We start from the raw sequence: 17,342 nt of genomic DNA on the forward strand, positions 1-17,342 counted from the left end.
ATGATAAAATTTTTAACGCCCTTTGAAAAAGTATCCAAACTCCATAAAACACTTATTTTATCAGGCTGGTTAGTTCTTTTAATCGTCATTTGGTTTGCAACAACTTCTGGTGAAAAGCATCTTTTTCCTTCTCCGGACCAAGTTTTAAAAGGATTTACAGATTTGTATAATGAAGGTTTGGCAGAGCATATATTCAATTCATTAAAATTGTGTTTTATATCTATTTTTCTAGCAACTATTATATCGTTACTCTTTGCTTATTCATGGTCTATTCCGATCTTAAAATCAGTTGCAGAATTTGTAACCAAATTTAGATTTCTGCCTTTTACAGGACTTTCGTTTTATATCACAATGGTTATTCATGAAGCCAGAACAATGCAGGTATGGATCTTAGTGATTTTCCTGACTACGTTCCTGACTACCTCTTTAATTGCCGTAATAAAAGACATTCCACAAGAAGAATTTGACCACGCAAAAACATTAAAATGTAATCGTTGGGAAGTGCTTTGGCAAGTAATTGTTTTAGGAAGAATAGATTATGTTATTGACGTAATCAGACAAAATCTTGCTATAACCTGGATGATGCTTGTTACTGTCGAATCGATAGTTGTAGCTTCAGGAGGATTAGGTTTCCTGATAAAAAACTCGGATAAGTTCATGAATACTGGCCGAATTATCGCACTTCAAATTATCATCCTCTTAATAGGATTAGGTCTGGATGCCGGAATCAATTATTTACGAAAAGCAATTTTTAGATATTCAAAAATATAATCATGAAACACGAATTTAAAGAGACGCTTTTATATGTAGAAAATCTTAGCGTAGCCTACGATGATACCGTTATCATTAAAGATATAAACCTTGTTGAGAAAGACGTTGTACGTGAAGGCATTGATTTTACAGGGCAAGTCGTTGCTTTTGTAGGGAGATCTGGCAGAGGAAAATCTACTTTTTTTAAAGCACTCACAGGACTGGTTCCAATGAATTCTGGAAAAATACTCATCAGGGATTTTGAAAATCCTGAACCCAATGCTGCAAAATCTGTAAAGGAAGGAAACATTGGTTTTGTAGATCAAAAATATACTTTGTTCAGACATAAAACAGTCAGTCAGGCGCTTAAATTTTCTTTAAGAAAAACTAAGCTTTCTGAATCTGAAAAAGAAACTAAAATCAAACAATATCTGAAAGATTGGGGACTGGAAAATTGTGCGGATAAATACCCAAATGAACTTTCCGGAGGTCAAAGACAAAGAACCGCCATTATAGAACAATTGTTTTCGTCAGATCATTTTATTGTTTTGGATGAACCTTTTTCAGGATTAGATGTTGGAAATATTAAGGAAGTAAAAAAAGCATTTGAACTTTTAGGAAATTCTTCAGACTTTAATACTATTATTTTTTCGACCCATGATATTGAGCTTGCAATCGAACTTGCACAAACAATTTATGTAATTGGCTACCCTACCATCGATGGGAAACAACAGCATTACGGAACCATTGTGGCAAAATATGACCTGAGGGAAGAAGGATTAGCATGGAAAGATTACTGCGAAGATCATATAAAATTATCTAAAGAAATTATTCATCAAATGATGATTTCCTAAACGGTGTATGTTAAAGAAAAACAATCCGATAGACCAGATTGAAGAATCATTATTGTCTTTAAAAAAGTATTTCGAATCTAATATAAGAAAAGATAAAATGGTTTTTACAGCTTCTTTTGCTCAGGAATTACAGCAAGAAACATTAAACATACTTGAAATCTGCAGTGTTCTAAATCAGGATGCTGCATTTATTCAAAAAATAAACCAAGTAGTAAATCCAAATTCGGCCAAAGGATTTTTATACAAGGCAGAACATTTTTTTCTTTCCGATATCATTATACTTTACAATCAATTATCAGTTAAGGAAAACGAAAAATCAAGATTGGTTCTGGCCTATTATTATGATGTTTTGCGAAATAATCATTTTGCAGATCAGAATTCTATAGCAGGATTAAATCAGTTTATTTTTTCGGATGAATTTAAAAATCATCTCATCAAAATAAAAAAAGATAATCTGATCCAACCCGTAAGCGAAATACAAAATCAGTGTTTGCTTTTTAAAATTTTATCTGAAACTAAAAACATCAAAAAAGAGACTATTTTAAATCAATATCAAAAGTTTATTGAATATGCTTTTGATACCAAGTTTACTGATTCAAAAGCGTTCACGACTTTTTTCGATTCAAATTTAAAAACGGAATTAGAAAAAAACAATGATGTAAAAAACGTAGCTGCAGAAGATACACTTGAAAAAGTGCTGGAAGAATTAAATGAGTTGGTAGGTCTTGCCAAAGTAAAAAAAGATGTCGAAGAATTAATAAACCTATTAGAAATACAAAAAAAACGTTCTGAACAAGGTTTAAAAAATGTCGAAATTACATTGCACACTGTTTTTTTAGGTCCACCGGGAACAGGTAAAACCTCGGTAGCAAGGCTTTTGAGCAGAATTTTCAAGCACTTAGGTTTTTTGTCGAAAGGGCAAATGTATGAAACCGACCGCGAAGGAATGATTGCCGGTTTTGTTGGTCAAACGGCAGCAAAAGTGGACAAAGTGGTAGAGGAAAGCATTGGCGGAGTTTTATTTATAGACGAAGCGTATGGTTTAACTCAAAATTCATTTGGTAATGATTATGGTGCCGAAGCCGTAAATACCTTGCTGAAAAGGATGGAAGATCACAGAGATGATCTGGCGGTAGTGGTGGCAGGATATACAGAACCAATGAAAATTTTTGTAGAATCGAATCCTGGATTGCGATCAAGATTTAATCGATTCTTTCATTTTGATCATTTTTCCCCAGCCGAATTATTTCAAATTTTTGAATCTTTTTGTGCCAAATCTGATTTTATAATTTCAGAAGATGCTAAAGAAAAACTCAAAGATACTTTTGAATTACTATATGAAAAGAAAGACGAAAGCTTTGGTAATGCCAGAGTTGTTCGGAACTTATTCGAAAAATGTGTTCAAAATCAAGCGAATAGAATTGTAAAGATTAAAAAAATAAGTAAGAAAACACTAAAAACACTTACTGAAGAAGATATTCCGGAACCAAAAGAAACTCAGGAAAGTATAAGTTTTACTTCAAAAGAATAAAAAAACTAAGTTTTTAATAAAGAAGAAATTTATAAAATGGTGATTCCCGACTTGTTCAAAATCGAGAACCAGTACCATTTTATAAATATTTGCAGATTTTGTAATTCTGCACGCTTTGTCTTTTATGGGAACAAACTAGCTTTATTAGTCCCAATGCTCTGTTTTTTTTGCCGAGGGTTACATATCAGCTGTTATCAATCCCTACACTACAAAGCTACAACCGAAGTGCTTTTGAAAAGTTATATAATTTTTAAGTTTTGTTATACATTTTACGGTTGTTTGTTAACTTTTATAAAATGAAACTATCTTTTCTTAATGTTAGTCAACCTTTAAATAAAATTCAATTAATTTTAATAACACAAGATTAATACTTCACAGAGAGGCTTTTTCGGGATTTTTTTTGGATAAAAAGAAACTAAGACATCAAATTTTAGATAACTCTTTGCTTATTGAACCCACAAATGCAATAATAAACCAAAGAATTGGTTATTTTTGTTTTACAAATTTATTATTGAACTATTTTGGGATTATATAAAAACCTATTCAAACAAACTGCCATTTACGGACTCGCAACAGTATTACCAAGAATGCTGAGTTTTTTATTGGTCAGATTATATACTGGAATTTTACCAACTGCAGAATATGGCGAGGTTTCGATTGTTTTGTCCTGGATGGTGTTCTTCAATGTGATACTTTCGTATGGAATGGAAACCGCTTTTTTCCGTTTTTATAGTGCTGAAGACGATAAGAAAAATGTAATTGCAACCGCTACAATTTCGGTTTTTTGGACTTCAATAATATTCTTATTTGCAGCATTAATTTTTAGAAATACGCTGGCGCACTGGGCAGAAGTTGATGTGCAGTATATTACGTATTCGGTTTGGATTTTGGTTTTGGATGCTTTGGTTTTAATACCGTTTTCAAAGCTAAGAGCCAATCAAAGACCTATGGTGTATGCGGCCATTAAAATTGGAAATGTTATTATCAATCTGTTGCTGAACATCTTTTTCTTAATGTATTTACCAAAATTAGCTGCAGATAATCCAAACTCAGTTTGGGATAACTTATATGTAGAAAACTTTCAGATTGCTTATATTTTCATCGCCAATCTTCTGGCAAGTTTAGCCACTTTTGTGGTGCTTTCGCCAAATTATCTTTCGTTAGGCAGAAAATTTGATCCGGCACTCTGGAGGAAAATGATGAAATATGGTTTGCCAATTCTGGTTGCCGGAATTGCATTTGCCGTAAACGAACATTTTGATAAAATTTTATTGGGATATTTGCTTCCGGAAAATTTAGCAAAATCAGAAGTTGGAGCCTATTCGGCTTGTTACAAACTCGGACTTTTTATGGTTTTGTTTGCCACTGCTTTTAGATTAGGAATTGAGCCGTTCTTTTTTAGTCATGCCAAAAATGAAAATGCGCCACAAACCTATGCCGTAATCACGAAATATTTTGTCATTTTGGGTTCTCTGATTTTATTGGGAGTAATTGTTTTTGCAGATATTCTAAAATTTCTTTTGCTTGACAATAAATCGTATTGGGAGGCTATGAAAGTAGTACCGCTTATTATTTTGGCAAATTTCTTTTTAGGAATTTACAACAACTTATCGGTTTGGTATAAATTGACAGACAAAACAAAAATTGGGGCTTACATTTCGATCGTCGGAGCAATTGTAACGTTGGGTTTAAATTATTTATTAATTCCAAAATACAGTTATTACGGTTCAGCCATCGCTACCATTTCAGCCTATGGAAGTATGATGTTAATCTCGTACATTTTAGGAAACAAATACTATCCGATACCGTATGATATGAACAAAATTGGAGCTTATTTAGGAATTTCGATTGTGTTTTCGGCTATTTCTTTTTACGGATTTAGAGAAAATTATTTCGTTGGAATTCCGTTATTATTAGCCTTCATGTACTTCGTTTATCATAAGGAAAAAGACACAATCAAAGGAATTATGAATAGAAAGTAACCTTGAATTTTTAACGATTCAATTTTGCTTTTTTACTTTTTTAAATAAAAAATGAAAATACAAATTATCAATAAATCGCAACACGAATTACCAAACTACGAAACCATTGCTTCGGCTGGAATGGATTTGCGTGCTAATTTATCAGAACCGATTACCCTAAAACCATTAGGGAGAACCATAGTAAAAACGGGACTTTTTATAGAATTACCAATTGGCTACGAAGCACAAGTACGACCAAGAAGCGGATTGGCTGCCAAAAAAGGAATTACGGTTTTAAATTCTCCTGGAACTGTTGATGCAGATTATAGAGGAGAAATAGGGGTAATTTTAGTAAATTTATCAAATGAAGATTTCGTAATCGAAAATGGAGAACGAATCGCACAGTTGATTATCGCCAAACACGAAAGAGCCGAATGGGTTGAAGTTCAGGAATTATCTGAAACTTCAAGAGGCGAAGGCGGATTTGGAAGTACAGGAGTGAAGTAGTTTTCTGAAATCAGTTTTCAAACTTTGCGAACTTAAATTTAAACGAATAAAACATAGCGAACTTTGCGAAAAATCTTTGTGAACTTTGCGTTAAAAACAATAAAACAAAAATGAAAATAATCGTTCCAATGGCAGGCCGGGGATCCCGACTTAGACCACATACTTTAACTGTTCCTAAACCATTAATTCCTGTTGCAGGAAAATCTATCGTGCACCGTTTAGTCGAAGATATTGCTGAAATTTTGAAAGAACCCATCGAAGAAGTTGCCTTTATATTAGGTGACGAAGCTTTTTTTGGCGCAGATGTTGTAGCAAGTTTAGAAGAATTGGCAGGAAGCCTGGGAGCAAAAGCCTCTATTTATCGTCAGGATTTACCATTAGGAACCGGTCACGCGATTATGTGTGCCAAAGATTCTCTCTCGGGACCTGCAGTTATCGCTTACGCAGATACTTTAATCAGGGCCGATTTTGAATTAGATCCAGCTGCAGATGCTGTAATTTGGGTAAAACAAGTCGATCAGCCAGAAGCTTTTGGTGTGGTAAAACTGAACGCAAATAACGAGATTATCGAATTGGTTGAAAAACCAAAAGAGTTTGTAAGCGACTTAGCCGTTATCGGAATTTATTATTTTAAAGAAGTTGAAGTTTTGAAAAAAGAACTTCAGAATGTTTTGGATAATAATATTCAGAATGGTGGAGAATATCAAATCAATGACGGAATCAAAGCCATGATGGCCAACGGAAAAGTGTTTAAAACCGGAAGCGTTGACGAATGGATGGATTGCGGAAACAAAGATGTTACCGTTGAAACCAATTCCAGAATGTTAGGATTTTTGCATAATGACGGAGAACACTTGGTTGATTATAATGTAGTTTTAGAAAATGCAACCGTTATTCCGCCTTGTTATATTGGCGAAAATGTAGTGTTGAAAAACACAACTGTCGGACCAAATGTTTCTTTAGGAAATGGAACCCGTGTAGAAGATAGTACAATCAAAAACAGTTTGATTCAGACTAATTCGCATATAAAAAATGCTAATTTAGATAACGCAATGATTGGAAATCATGTGAGTTACGATGGGAAATTCACAAGTGTAAGTATTGGTGATTATTCCGTTTTAGAATAATTTATTCCTGTAAGGTTTCTAAAATCGTGTAGTTTTCAACTTAATTATACCCACAAGGTTTTAGAAACCTTGCAGAAAAAAAATGATGAAAAAAGGAGTTTTAATACTATTATTTTTCGTGTTGCTGGGCAATTCAGCTTCGGTTTTGGCACAAACAGAGCCGGAAGATATTGCTATGGTTACCGATGAATATCTGGACTCTTTTTATGAATCAATTAAACAAAAAGGAATTGAGAATTACGACAAGGCAATTGTTTCTTTAGAAAAATGTATCAAGCTAAAACCGAATGATGCAGTTGCATATTTCGAATTAGGAAAAAATTATTTTTGGCTGAAGGATTATCAAAGTGCTCAAACCGCTTTTGAAAAAGCAACTCAAATTGATCCGAAAAACAAATGGTATTGGCTAGGAATTTACGATGTAAGTTATGAAACCAAAAATTATCCTTTGGCGATAGAAACCATTCAGAAAATTATTCCTTTTGACGAAGAATACAAAGACGATTTGATTTCGTTGTACATGATTACCAACCAGTACGACAAAGCACTTACGGCGATTAACGAAATGAATGATAAGTTTGGAAAATCGGAAGAACGCGAAATTTATAAAACGCAAATCTTATCGCAAGGGCAATATAAAAATGCAGAAATCGATAATTTGATTGCTCAGATTAAACAAAATCCGAAAGAAGAATCTAATTATGTCAACCTGATTTTTTTATATTCTAAAGACAATCAAACTGAAAAAGCTTTGGATGTGGCCAAACAATTGGCGAAGGAAAATCCAAATTCGGAGTGGGCACAAGTGAGTTTATTCAAAGTATATTTAGACGACAATCAGGCTGATAAAGCCATAAAATCGATGAATACTATTTTGTCAAGTACCAAAATCGATTCGAAAATAAAACACCGCACCCTGAATGAATTTTTGATTTATGTAAACAAAAATCCGCAGTATGCAACAGATTTAGAAAAAGCAATTGGTTATTTTGATAACGATCCAAATGTGGATGTTGCCAAAGAAATTGCAAAATTTTATCATAGTAAAAATCAGTTTGAGAATGCGATTAAGTATTACGAAAAAGATTTAAAAGCCAATTCGGATACGGATAGAGAAACGAATATGTTATTGCTTGAAGCTTACGCCAAAGCGAAACAGTTTGAGCCAATGACCAAAAGAGCTATGATGATGATTGAAGTGTATCCGAGCCAGCCGCAATTTTATTATTATGCCGGTTTAGGAAACAATCAGTTACAACAATTTAAGAACGCAAAAACCGTTCTTGAAATGGGACTCGATTATGTGGTTGAAGATATTATGCTTGAAGCAAACTTTAATATTCAGTTAGGAGAAGCGTATAATGGGTTGGGAGATGCCAAGAAAAAAGAATTTTATTTTTCGAAAGGCAATGAATTATTAAAACAAAAAAAGTAAAAAGGAGACATTTTAGATGAAAAAATATATAGTGATAGCATTGGTTTCTGTTTTTATGATTTCCTGTAAATCAAAAGCAGTTGCGGTACAAAACGCTTCTAAAGAGGAAGTGACTAAAACAGATAATAAAGTTATAGAAAAACATTATAACAATAAGTTAGATTTTTCTACCTTGTATATAAAAGCGAGTGCGAAATACGAAGACGAAAAACAAAGTCAGAATGTATCCGCTGAAATTAAAATCGAAAAGGATAAACAAATTTTAGTAAGCGTTCGTTTTCTTGGTATTACAATGGCAAAAGCATTGATAACCCCAACAACGGTAAGTTATTACGAAAAAATAAAAGGAACTTATTATGAAGGTGATTTTACTAGTTTAAGCAAATGGCTGGGGACAGATCTGGATTATGGTAAAGTTCAAAATTTATTAGTAGGGGAAGCTTTAGACGATTTGAAAAAAGGAAAATATACGCAAACTATTGTAGACAATCTTTTTAGACTGGATGATGAAAAAAATGGGGATCTGAAAAAATCTTTTTTTATAGATGCAGACAAATATTTGCTTCAGAAAGAACAAATTTCGAAACCATCTGAGAATATGATGCTTCAAATAGCGTATGCAGATAGTAAAGTTTTTGATCAGGGAACGCTTCCAACATCCATTGAAATAAATGCTATTCAGCCAAAAGGAAAAACAGATATTAGTCTGAATTACAATACAATTTCGTTTAATGAAGAACTTAGTTTTCCATATAGCATACCAAGTGGTTACAAACAGGTAATAATTAAGTAAATTTGCAAAAAGATATTATACACATGCCAAAATTTCTCCTAAGCCTAATCTTTATTTGCGCCACAACTTTTTCGTGGGCGCAGGAATCACAGCAAGAAAAACTTGAACAGCGAAAAGCGCAAATTATACAGGAAATACGCGACAACGAAAAAATATTACAATCTGTAAAGAAAAAAGAGAAGTCGGCAGTAAATGTATTTTTGATTCAACAAAATAAAATTAAGCTGAAAGAAAAACTGATTAATACTACTGCTAAGCAAGAAAGACTTTTGAGTAATGATATGTATATTAATCAACTGAAGGTTAATAAACTTAAAAGAGAATTAACGGTTTTGAAAGAGGATTATGCCAAGATGATTTTGAAGTCTTACAAAAGCCGTTCAGAACAAAGCCGTGCCATGTTTATTTTGTCTTCTGAAAGTTTTTTGCAAGCTTACAAAAGAGCACAATATCTAAAACAATACACCAATTTTAGAAAAAATCAAGGTTTAGAAATTCAATCGAAAACGACAGAGTTAGTGGATTACAACGCTAAATTGGATAATCAAAGACAGGTTAAGAAAAAAATTATAGCTGAAAATCAAAAAGAAAAACAAAGCTTAGAAATTGAAAAGAAAGAACAGCAAAAGCTGGTAAACGCTATTAAAAAAGACAAGAATAAAATAGCCGCAGATATTAAACAGAAACAGAAAGAATCTAGAAATATCGATGCCCAGATTAATCGTTTAATTCGTGAAGCGATTGCCGAAGCCAATAGAAAAGCGGCAGCAGAAAAAGCAAAAGCAAATCCGGGATCAACTGCACCAAAAGGAGCTGTTTCGTCATCAAGAATTGCTTTGACACCTGAAGACAAAATTTTAGCTGCAGATTTTAAAGCCAATAGAGGAAGATTGCCTTGGCCAGTAGAAAAAGGATTTATCTCGCTTGGATACGGAGACCAGCCACACCCACTATATCCTTCGGTAACGGTACACAACTCTGGAGTAGAAATCACGACAGAGCAAGGTGCAAATGCCCGTGCTGTTTTTGGAGGGGTCGTTGCAAAAGTGATGGTTTTATCTCCTGTTAACAAAGCCGTTATGATTCAGCATGGTGATTATTTTACCGTTTATCAAAATCTTAGTTCGGTTGCAGTGAGCGAAGGTGATAAAGTGAGTATCAAGCAAAGTTTAGGAAAAGTAAGAACAAGCGGTGATACTGGAAAAACAGTTATTAAGTTTTTGATTCTTCAAAATACATCAAATAATAATCCTGAAGGGTGGTTATTGAACAAGTAAAAGTAAGGGCGCTAAATTTAGCGCCCTTTTTATTGCTGTTGTTGCTGCAGCTGATCCATGTGATCTAGTTGTTCCTGCACGCGCGAACATACTTCCTGAAGCTGAACATCATTAATTTCTTCAAATTGCCTGCCGTCTTCATATCCTATAGAAACACAAACCGAAAGTGTTTGTCTGGCCAGACCTTTGAAAGTTCCTTTAATAGGAGTACAATCGCTAAAATTTCTCCCTACCGATAAACGAACATGATTGTCCATTGTCCAGATATTATTGGTTGGGTCTAAACCTAACCAGCCTTGAGTGGGCGTGTAAATTTCGACCCAGGCATGAGTAGCACCTTCACCGCGTAAGCCGCTTTCGTTAGGGCAGATATAACCGCTCACATAACGTGAAGGAATTCCTGAAGTTCGTAATAACTGCAATAAAAGATGAGCGAAATCCTGGCAAACGCCTTTTTTTAAAGTCAAAATTTCATCGATGGTAGTTTCAATATTAGTGATGCCTTTGGTGTAAGTAAAATTTTCAAAAACATAAGCGTTACATTTTTGAGCAATCTCAATTATCGATTTTCCTTCAATGTCGATTTCTTTCAGAATGGCTTCAATTTCCTTCTGTTTTTCAATCTCCTCTTTATAACAAAGACGTAATAATAGAATGCTCTTTTCTTTTTCGGCCTGGATATCATTCACGGAAGTGGCATCTATTTCAGGAATTTTAAGCGAATGATTTACGCGAACGAGCATTCGGGATTCAATAGTCATTTCGGTATGGGCATCCAGTACATTAAAATTCCCCACACGATTTCCGTAATAATCTACAGAAATATCTACGTCTGGATTATTAGTTATCAAAAGCTGATATTGTAAAACTTCCTGATTATCAAAATGATGAGGAAATAACCGGATTTCATTTATACTTTCTTTTATGGGCCAATTGTATTGATATTTGGTAAGGTGAACGATTTTGAAAACTGCCATAATTTTAAGTATAAGAAAAGAATAATTTTGAAAAATCAGTCGAGAACTGAATCAGTTGATTTTTCGTGTTGTTTAAGACATCTTCGAGTTCCTGATTGGTAAGATGCTGATAATCGGTGTAGGCCACATAACTTTTGAGTCGGCCAAACTGATTCATCAGGGTTCGGGTTTCGCTCAGATTATTGTCTTTGAACAAGGTGTCTAAATATTTATTGATAAGGTCCAAAGTATAAATCACCGAGTGTGCAAAATCTTTATTAAAAATAACCTGTTGTACGACTTTGCGGTTGTGCGGAATATTGCTGTAACTTTTCAAATACAATTCGTAACCCGAAAGCGAAAACAGTAAACGTCTCCAGTACATGAGATCTTCTTCGCCTTCGAGATTGTAATGCAACGGAGCATAATAAGCCTGCAATATCGAAATGGTTTGCAAACAGCGTTCGATATGTCTGCCGATACTCGAAAAACACCAGCCCAGACCTCTTGGCATCGTAACCTGAAGAATACCGTTGTAGAGCAATAAATCTTTATTGAGTTTGGTGATAACTTTTAAGGCATCCGGACTTTCCAGTTTTTTGGGCAAGTCCGATGAATTCATATAATGGTACATCGAATTGATGTGTTCCCACAATTCTTTGGTAATTTTATCCTGAGCACCTCTGGCATTTTCGCGCGATTTGATGACCAGATTCTTCACCGAATTATCATTCTGGCTGTCGCAGATAATATATTTCAGAACAAAATTAGTATCATATTGTTTGGCAATCATCTCTTCCTGAGACAAGGTGGAATAATATTCTAAAAGGGGTTTGTATCCCAGCTGATCATTAATTTCCTTATCAAAAGATAATATATACGAGGTATTCAGGGTAAGCAACATTCCGTCTGTTCTTTCCATATACCGGCTAAGCCAAAACATTCCATCAGCAACTCTACTAAGCATATTCTCTTTTTTTTGATTGATTAATTTTATTGAATAATCCAGGTGTCTTTACTTCCGCCTCCCTGAGACGAATTTACGACCAGCGATCCTTCTGTTAAAGCAACACGCGTTAAGCCGCCGGGAACAATCTTGATGCCTTTTGGACCGCATAATGCATAAGGTCTCAAATCAACATGACGTAATTTGAGTTCACCGTCTATCAGACAGGGAACGGTGCTAAGCTGAATAATAGGCTGTGCAATAAAGTTTCTTGGGGTTTTGGTAATGGCAATTTTTGCTTCATCCATTTCTTCCTGAGTCGCTTTGTTACCCATAATCATTCCGTAGCCGCCACTTTGGTTGGTTTCTTTAATAACCATGTTTTCCATATTGGAAAAAACATGTTCGCGTTCGTCCAGATTTTCCATTCGGTAAGTAGGCACATTTTTCAGGATGGGTTCTTCGTTCAGATAATATTTAATCATATCCGGAACATAGGCGTAAATGGCTTTATCATCGGCAACACCATTTCCTACGGCATTTACCAGGGCTACATTGCCTTGGCGATAGGCACTTATTAAACCCGGAACACCCAGCGCACTGTCTGGTTTAAAGACTAACGGATCCAGATATTCATCATCCAGACGGCGATAAATGACATCTACCTGCTGTAGTCCGGAAGTAGTTTTCATGTAAACTTTACTGTTGTTTACCACCAGATCCCGACCTTCGACCAATGGAATTCCCATTTGGCGCGCCAGATAAGTATGCTCATAATATGCCGAATTATAAACACCCGGCGTTAGCAAAACCACATTGGGATTCGACACATTTCGGGGAGAAAGCGAAACCAGAATGCTATGAAAAATCATCGGGTAATTGCTCACCATACTGACATGATTAGAAGACAGCATATCAGGAAATATACGTTTGGTAATTTCACGGTTTTCAAGCATATAACTCACGCCGCTCGGGCAGCGAAGATTATCCTCCAGTACATAAAATTCTCCTTTTGCTCCGCGAATCAAATCGATACCGGCAATGTGTACATGAATATTGTGCGGTACTTTTATACCCTGAACTTCCTGAATATAATGCGGGCAGGAAGCAATTAATCCTGCCGGAATGATACCTTCTTTTATGATATTTTGATCGTTGTAAACATCTTCTAAAAATAAATTCAGTGCCAGCAAACGTTGTTTTATACCGCTTTCCACTTCTAACCAATCCTCCTGGGTTATGATGCGCGGGATAATATCGAAAGGAAAAATCCGTTCGATTCCGTTATAATCATCGCTGTAAACGGTAAAAGTGATTCCCTGATTCATGAATAAATCAGAGGCCTGTTTTTGTTTGTTGGTTAAATTTTTATGTGACAGGCTTTGCAAGGTTTGAAAAACCTGACGATAGGATTCGCGGACACCTTCTTTAGAAAACATTTCGTCCCATCCTTTATGATTTAAACTTGGTGCTAATTTTGTCATAACTATTTTATTAAATAATCATTGTTTTGGATTTTTTAATGAAAATTATTCATTTTTTAATCTAAATTACAATTTTATTTAATCTTAAAACGCTTTTTTGATGATGATTTTATAATTTATGCAAGATTCTTTTTTTGAAGTTTCAATTTTGAAAATAGTACTTTTTAGACCGCTGTTTTTTTGAAATTTCGTATTCTGAAAAAGGATTTGTTTTAAAAAAAAGAGGAAGATAATCGGAAACAGGCTTGAATAATTTTAGAAAAAAGGACTTTAATCGTATAAAAATCATTCGATTGTTGATTGCGAAATTGTGCCGATTGAATTTAAAAGTAGTATTTTTGCACTATGGAAACAAATAGACAGAAAAAAATAGGCGGTGTCATCCAGAAAGACCTGGTTGATATTTTGCAAGGTGAAGTGAGAAAAAACGGAGTTAGCAATTTGGTAATTTCCGTATCCAAAGTTAGTGTTACTTCAGACTTATCTGTGGCAACAGTGTATTTAAGCATTTTTCCGCAAGAGAAAGCCAAAGAAACACTGGAAGGAATAAAATCAAATACTACCCTGATCAAACACGATTTGTCTCAGCGTGTACGTTTGCAATTGCGTCGTGTACCTAATCTGGTATTTTTTATCGATGACTCTTTAGATTATATCGAAAAAATTGATAACGCTTTATCAAACAGAGAAAACCCAATCGAAAACCGTGATCTTTTAGAGAAAAGAAGAAAATCATAATTTGAACTTCCCCCTTTACATAGCCAAACGATATATTTTTAGCAGAAGTAAAAACAATGCGATCAATATCATCAACTATATTGCCAGCATGGGAATCATTGTTGGTACAATGGCTTTGTTTGTGGTTTTGTCTGTATTTAGCGGACTAAAAGTGTTCAGTCTTTCGTTTACAAACGAGATTGATCCGGACTTGAAAATCACCAGTACCTTAGGAAAATCTTTTTTGATCACACCCGATCAGGAAAAACAAATCAAAGAAACAGAAGGCGTAGCTTCGTACACCAAAATCATCGAAGAACGGGTGTTATTTTTATTTAAAAATAAACAGCAGGTTACTTACCTTAAAGGAGTTGACAGCAACTATGCGGTGGTAAACGACATCAAAAAAAAGCTTTTTAATGGCGAATGGCTCAGACCCGAGACCTATCAGGTGGTAATTGGGTATGGAATTTCCAGAGATTTCTCGATGGGTATCTTAGACTTTGAAAACCCCTTGCAGATTTTTGCGCCAAAACCCGGAAAAGGTGCTATCGAAAACCCGGAAGAAGCTTTTAATAAAACCGATGTTTTGCCTGTTGGTATTTACTCTGTAAGCGAGGAACTCGATTCTAAATATGTATTTGCCGATTTGGGTTTAGCTCAGGAATTACTGCTGTATAAACCCAATCAGATTTCGGGAATCGAACTGAAACTGAAACCCAATGCCAATGAAGCCGATGTTAAAACACAACTCGAAAAAATATTCAGCAACAAAATCACTTTAAAAAACAGAGCACAACTCAATGAGTCGCTCTATAAAATGCTCAATACCGAAAATATTGCGGTGTATCTTATTTTTACATTAGTAATTATCGTGGCGCTTTTTAACCTGATTGGCGCTTTGATTATGATGATTTTAGATAAAAAAGGAAATCTCAAAACCCTTTTTAATCTCGGAACCGAAATCAAAGATTTGCGAAAAATATTTTTGCTTCAGGGAACCTTACTCAGTGTTCTTGGAGGAATTGTGGGGCTGGTTCTGGGCATCATCTTAGTACTTTTGCAACAGCAGTACGAGCTTATTATGATTACCGAAACGTTAGCGTATCCAGTTGTTTTCACTCTCGAAAATGTACTTATTGTTCTGGCAACCATTGTATCCCTTGGTTTTGTAGCTTCTTTAATTGCCAGCAGTCGCGTAAGTAAAAAACTGCTGAATTAAAATTACCCGATTAAAAAATTACTTATATTTATCGTCTTAAAATTTCAAAGCATATGATTGTTTCTGCCTAATCCTATTTTTATTTTTAGAATAAATTAGGATACTTACGTTTACTTCTTTTAAGTTCAGCTATCTTAATCTGGACCATTTTTTATTTATCCTATATTTATTATGACAGAAACAATTATAAAAAAGTCTTTATTTTCTAAAGTTTTTACTACTCTTAAACAAGCCATAAAAGGAGATGAATCCTTTGATTACACTAACGGAAGCATTAAAAAAGCAGTCATTTTATTAGCCATTCCGATGGTTTTGGAAATGATGATGGAATCTGTTTTTGCGCTTGTCGATTTATACTTCGTTGGCCATTTAGAACACAGCAGTTTTGCTATCCAGACAGTTGGATTGACAGAATCGGTTATTACCATCGTTTACTCCATCGCGATCGGAATCAGTATGGCGGCAACAGCAGTTGTTGCGCGACGTATTGGCGAAAAAGACCCTGTTGCAGCCGCAAAAGCAGGTATGCAGGCCATTATTATTGCTTTTGTAATCAATACCATAATGAGTGTTTTGGGTTTTATTTATGCCAAAGATATTCTGATTATCATGGGCGCATCAGTTGATGCTGCCGAACACGGTTACCGATTTACACAAATCATGCTGGGCGGAAGTTTGTGTATCATGCTGTTGTTTTTGATAAACGGAATTTTTCGTGGCGCAGGAAATGCTGCCATAGCCATGAAAAGTCTTTGGTTAGCCAATATTTGTAATATTATTTTATGTCCCGTTTTAATTAACGGTTTCGGACCCATTCCGGCTTTCGGATTAACAGGTGCGGCAATGGCCACCACTTTAGGAAGAAGCATTGGAGTGTTGTATCAGTTGTATCATTTGTTTTTTGGCAAAGGTGCTTTAAGGATTATTCCATCTTATTTTGTACCCGATTTTAAACAAATAAAAGCATTGGTAAAAATTGCTGCTCCTGGTGTTTTACAGTTTGTAATTGCCTCCTGCAGCTGGATTTTTCTGGCGCAATTGGTCGCAACTACCGGTGGCGATCACGGTTCAGCAGGCTATCAGACCGCACTGCGAATTATGATGTTTTTTATTCTTCCCGCCTGGGGACTCAGTAATGCGGCGGCTACTTTGGTAGGACAAAATTTAGGTGCGAAAGAAATTGCCCGTGCCGAAAAATCGGTTTATACAACCGCCCGTTACAACGTGATTTTTATGGCTACTATTACAGTAATTTCGTTATGTTTTGGCAAATACATTATTTCGTTTTTCACGAATGATGAAGCTGTAAAAACCATTGCGGTCGAAGCGTTACAAATCATGAGTATCGGATTTATTTTCTACGGAATCGGAATGGTTTTAATTAATACTTTCAATGGAGCAGGAGATACCTGGACACCAACCGGAATTAATTTCTTCGGGTTTTGGCTGTTCCAGATTCCGCTGGCTTATTTGTTGGCCAAACATTTTGCCATGGGGCCAACAGGTGTTTTCATCGCGATTCCCGTTGCGGAAACCGCCATTACACTAGCCGGAATTTTCTTTTATAAAAGAGGGAAGTGGAAACGTACTTTGGTGTAAAATTTTGTTAACGATCGTTCGGATTTGTAAATATTGAATGGTAGTTTTTGCTTTGTGTTTTTACTTTGCGGGCACTGAAAGAATTTCTAGACTATCTATTTATATTCGAGCGATTGGTTATTAAAATTATAAACTAAACGAAAGTAATAAGTACTTTATAGATAGAAAATATTAGAGAAACAA

General features: G+C 35.0%; 15 protein-coding genes. 12 read left to right on the forward strand and 3 right to left on the reverse strand.

The annotated features are described in order from the left end of the window. The 9 genes from GON26_RS05640 (at window position 1) to GON26_RS05680 (ending at window position 10,235) form a co-directional block, all read left to right on the forward strand. Window positions 1–771: an ABC transporter permease gene (locus tag GON26_RS05640; protein WP_160373752.1), complete on the forward strand. Its 771-nt coding sequence runs from the start codon at window positions 1–3 to the stop codon at window positions 769–771. A gap of 2 nt (window positions 772–773) precedes the next feature. Beyond that, window positions 774–1,604 (forward strand): ATP-binding cassette domain-containing protein, encoded by an 831-nt coding sequence (locus tag GON26_RS05645; RefSeq protein ID WP_160373753.1) that lies wholly within the window; start codon window positions 774–776, stop codon window positions 1,602–1,604. Between the two features lie 7 nt (window positions 1,605–1,611). Then, on the forward strand, window positions 1,612–3,135 hold the full coding sequence (locus GON26_RS05650; RefSeq protein ID WP_160373754.1) for an AAA family ATPase: 1,524 nt from the start codon (window positions 1,612–1,614) through the stop codon (window positions 3,133–3,135). Window positions 3,136–3,656: 521 nt separating this feature from the next. Beyond that, on the forward strand, window positions 3,657–5,117 hold the full coding sequence (locus tag GON26_RS05655) for a lipopolysaccharide biosynthesis protein (RefSeq protein WP_160373755.1): 1,461 nt from the start codon (window positions 3,657–3,659) through the stop codon (window positions 5,115–5,117). Between the two features lie 51 nt (window positions 5,118–5,168). Further along, window positions 5,169–5,603, forward strand: a complete 435-nt coding sequence (dut, locus tag GON26_RS05660) for a dUTP diphosphatase (protein ID WP_160373756.1) — start codon at window positions 5,169–5,171, stop codon at window positions 5,601–5,603. A gap of 110 nt (window positions 5,604–5,713) precedes the next feature. Beyond that, window positions 5,714–6,730: a sugar phosphate nucleotidyltransferase gene (locus tag GON26_RS05665; RefSeq protein WP_160373757.1), complete on the forward strand. Its 1,017-nt coding sequence runs from the start codon at window positions 5,714–5,716 to the stop codon at window positions 6,728–6,730. 85 nt (window positions 6,731–6,815) lie between these two features. Next, window positions 6,816–8,165 carry a tetratricopeptide repeat protein gene (locus GON26_RS05670; protein WP_160373842.1) on the forward strand — a complete coding sequence of 450 codons (1,350 nt, stop codon included), beginning with the start codon at window positions 6,816–6,818 and terminating at the stop codon, window positions 8,163–8,165. Between the two features lie 16 nt (window positions 8,166–8,181). Then, window positions 8,182–8,958, forward strand: a complete 777-nt coding sequence (locus GON26_RS05675) for a DUF4292 domain-containing protein (protein ID WP_160373758.1) — start codon at window positions 8,182–8,184, stop codon at window positions 8,956–8,958. A gap of 23 nt (window positions 8,959–8,981) precedes the next feature. Continuing rightward, window positions 8,982–10,235, forward strand: a complete 1,254-nt coding sequence (locus GON26_RS05680; RefSeq protein ID WP_160373759.1) for a murein hydrolase activator EnvC family protein — start codon at window positions 8,982–8,984, stop codon at window positions 10,233–10,235. Between the two features lie 29 nt (window positions 10,236–10,264). On the opposite strand, the gene GON26_RS05685 is transcribed toward GON26_RS05680, so the two are convergent. The 3 genes from GON26_RS05685 to GON26_RS05695 are packed head-to-tail and all read right to left on the reverse strand — an operon-like array spanning window position 10,265 to window position 13,621. Continuing rightward, the gene (locus tag GON26_RS05685) at window positions 10,265–11,212 is read right to left on the reverse strand and encodes a transglutaminase family protein (protein ID WP_160373760.1); all 948 of its coding nucleotides are present in this window, start codon (window positions 11,210–11,212) and stop codon (window positions 10,265–10,267) included. Between the two features lie 4 nt (window positions 11,213–11,216). After that, window positions 11,217–12,158: an alpha-E domain-containing protein gene (locus tag GON26_RS05690; RefSeq protein WP_160373761.1), complete on the reverse strand. Its 942-nt coding sequence runs from the start codon at window positions 12,156–12,158 to the stop codon at window positions 11,217–11,219. Window positions 12,159–12,184: 26 nt separating this feature from the next. Then, window positions 12,185–13,621, reverse strand: a complete 1,437-nt coding sequence (locus GON26_RS05695; protein WP_160373762.1) for a circularly permuted type 2 ATP-grasp protein — start codon at window positions 13,619–13,621, stop codon at window positions 12,185–12,187. A 345-nt stretch (window positions 13,622–13,966) separates the two neighbouring features. On the opposite strand from GON26_RS05695, the gene rbfA reads away from it, so the two are divergent. The 3 genes from rbfA to GON26_RS05710 all read left to right on the forward strand — a co-directional run bounded on the left by rbfA (window position 13,967) and on the right by GON26_RS05710 (window position 17,159). After that, the gene (rbfA, locus tag GON26_RS05700) at window positions 13,967–14,359 is read left to right on the forward strand and encodes a 30S ribosome-binding factor RbfA (protein WP_160373763.1); all 393 of its coding nucleotides are present in this window, start codon (window positions 13,967–13,969) and stop codon (window positions 14,357–14,359) included. 1 nt (window position 14,360) lies between these two features. Continuing rightward, window positions 14,361–15,560: an ABC transporter permease gene (locus tag GON26_RS05705; RefSeq protein WP_160373764.1), complete on the forward strand. Its 1,200-nt coding sequence runs from the start codon at window positions 14,361–14,363 to the stop codon at window positions 15,558–15,560. A gap of 171 nt (window positions 15,561–15,731) precedes the next feature. Further along, window positions 15,732–17,159 carry an MATE family efflux transporter gene (locus GON26_RS05710; protein ID WP_160373765.1) on the forward strand — a complete coding sequence of 476 codons (1,428 nt, stop codon included), beginning with the start codon at window positions 15,732–15,734 and terminating at the stop codon, window positions 17,157–17,159. Window positions 17,160–17,342 lie beyond the last annotated feature (183 nt).

Source organism: Flavobacterium hydrocarbonoxydans (genome assembly GCF_009789235.1).
Classification (GTDB): domain Bacteria; phylum Bacteroidota; class Bacteroidia; order Flavobacteriales; family Flavobacteriaceae; genus Flavobacterium; species Flavobacterium hydrocarbonoxydans.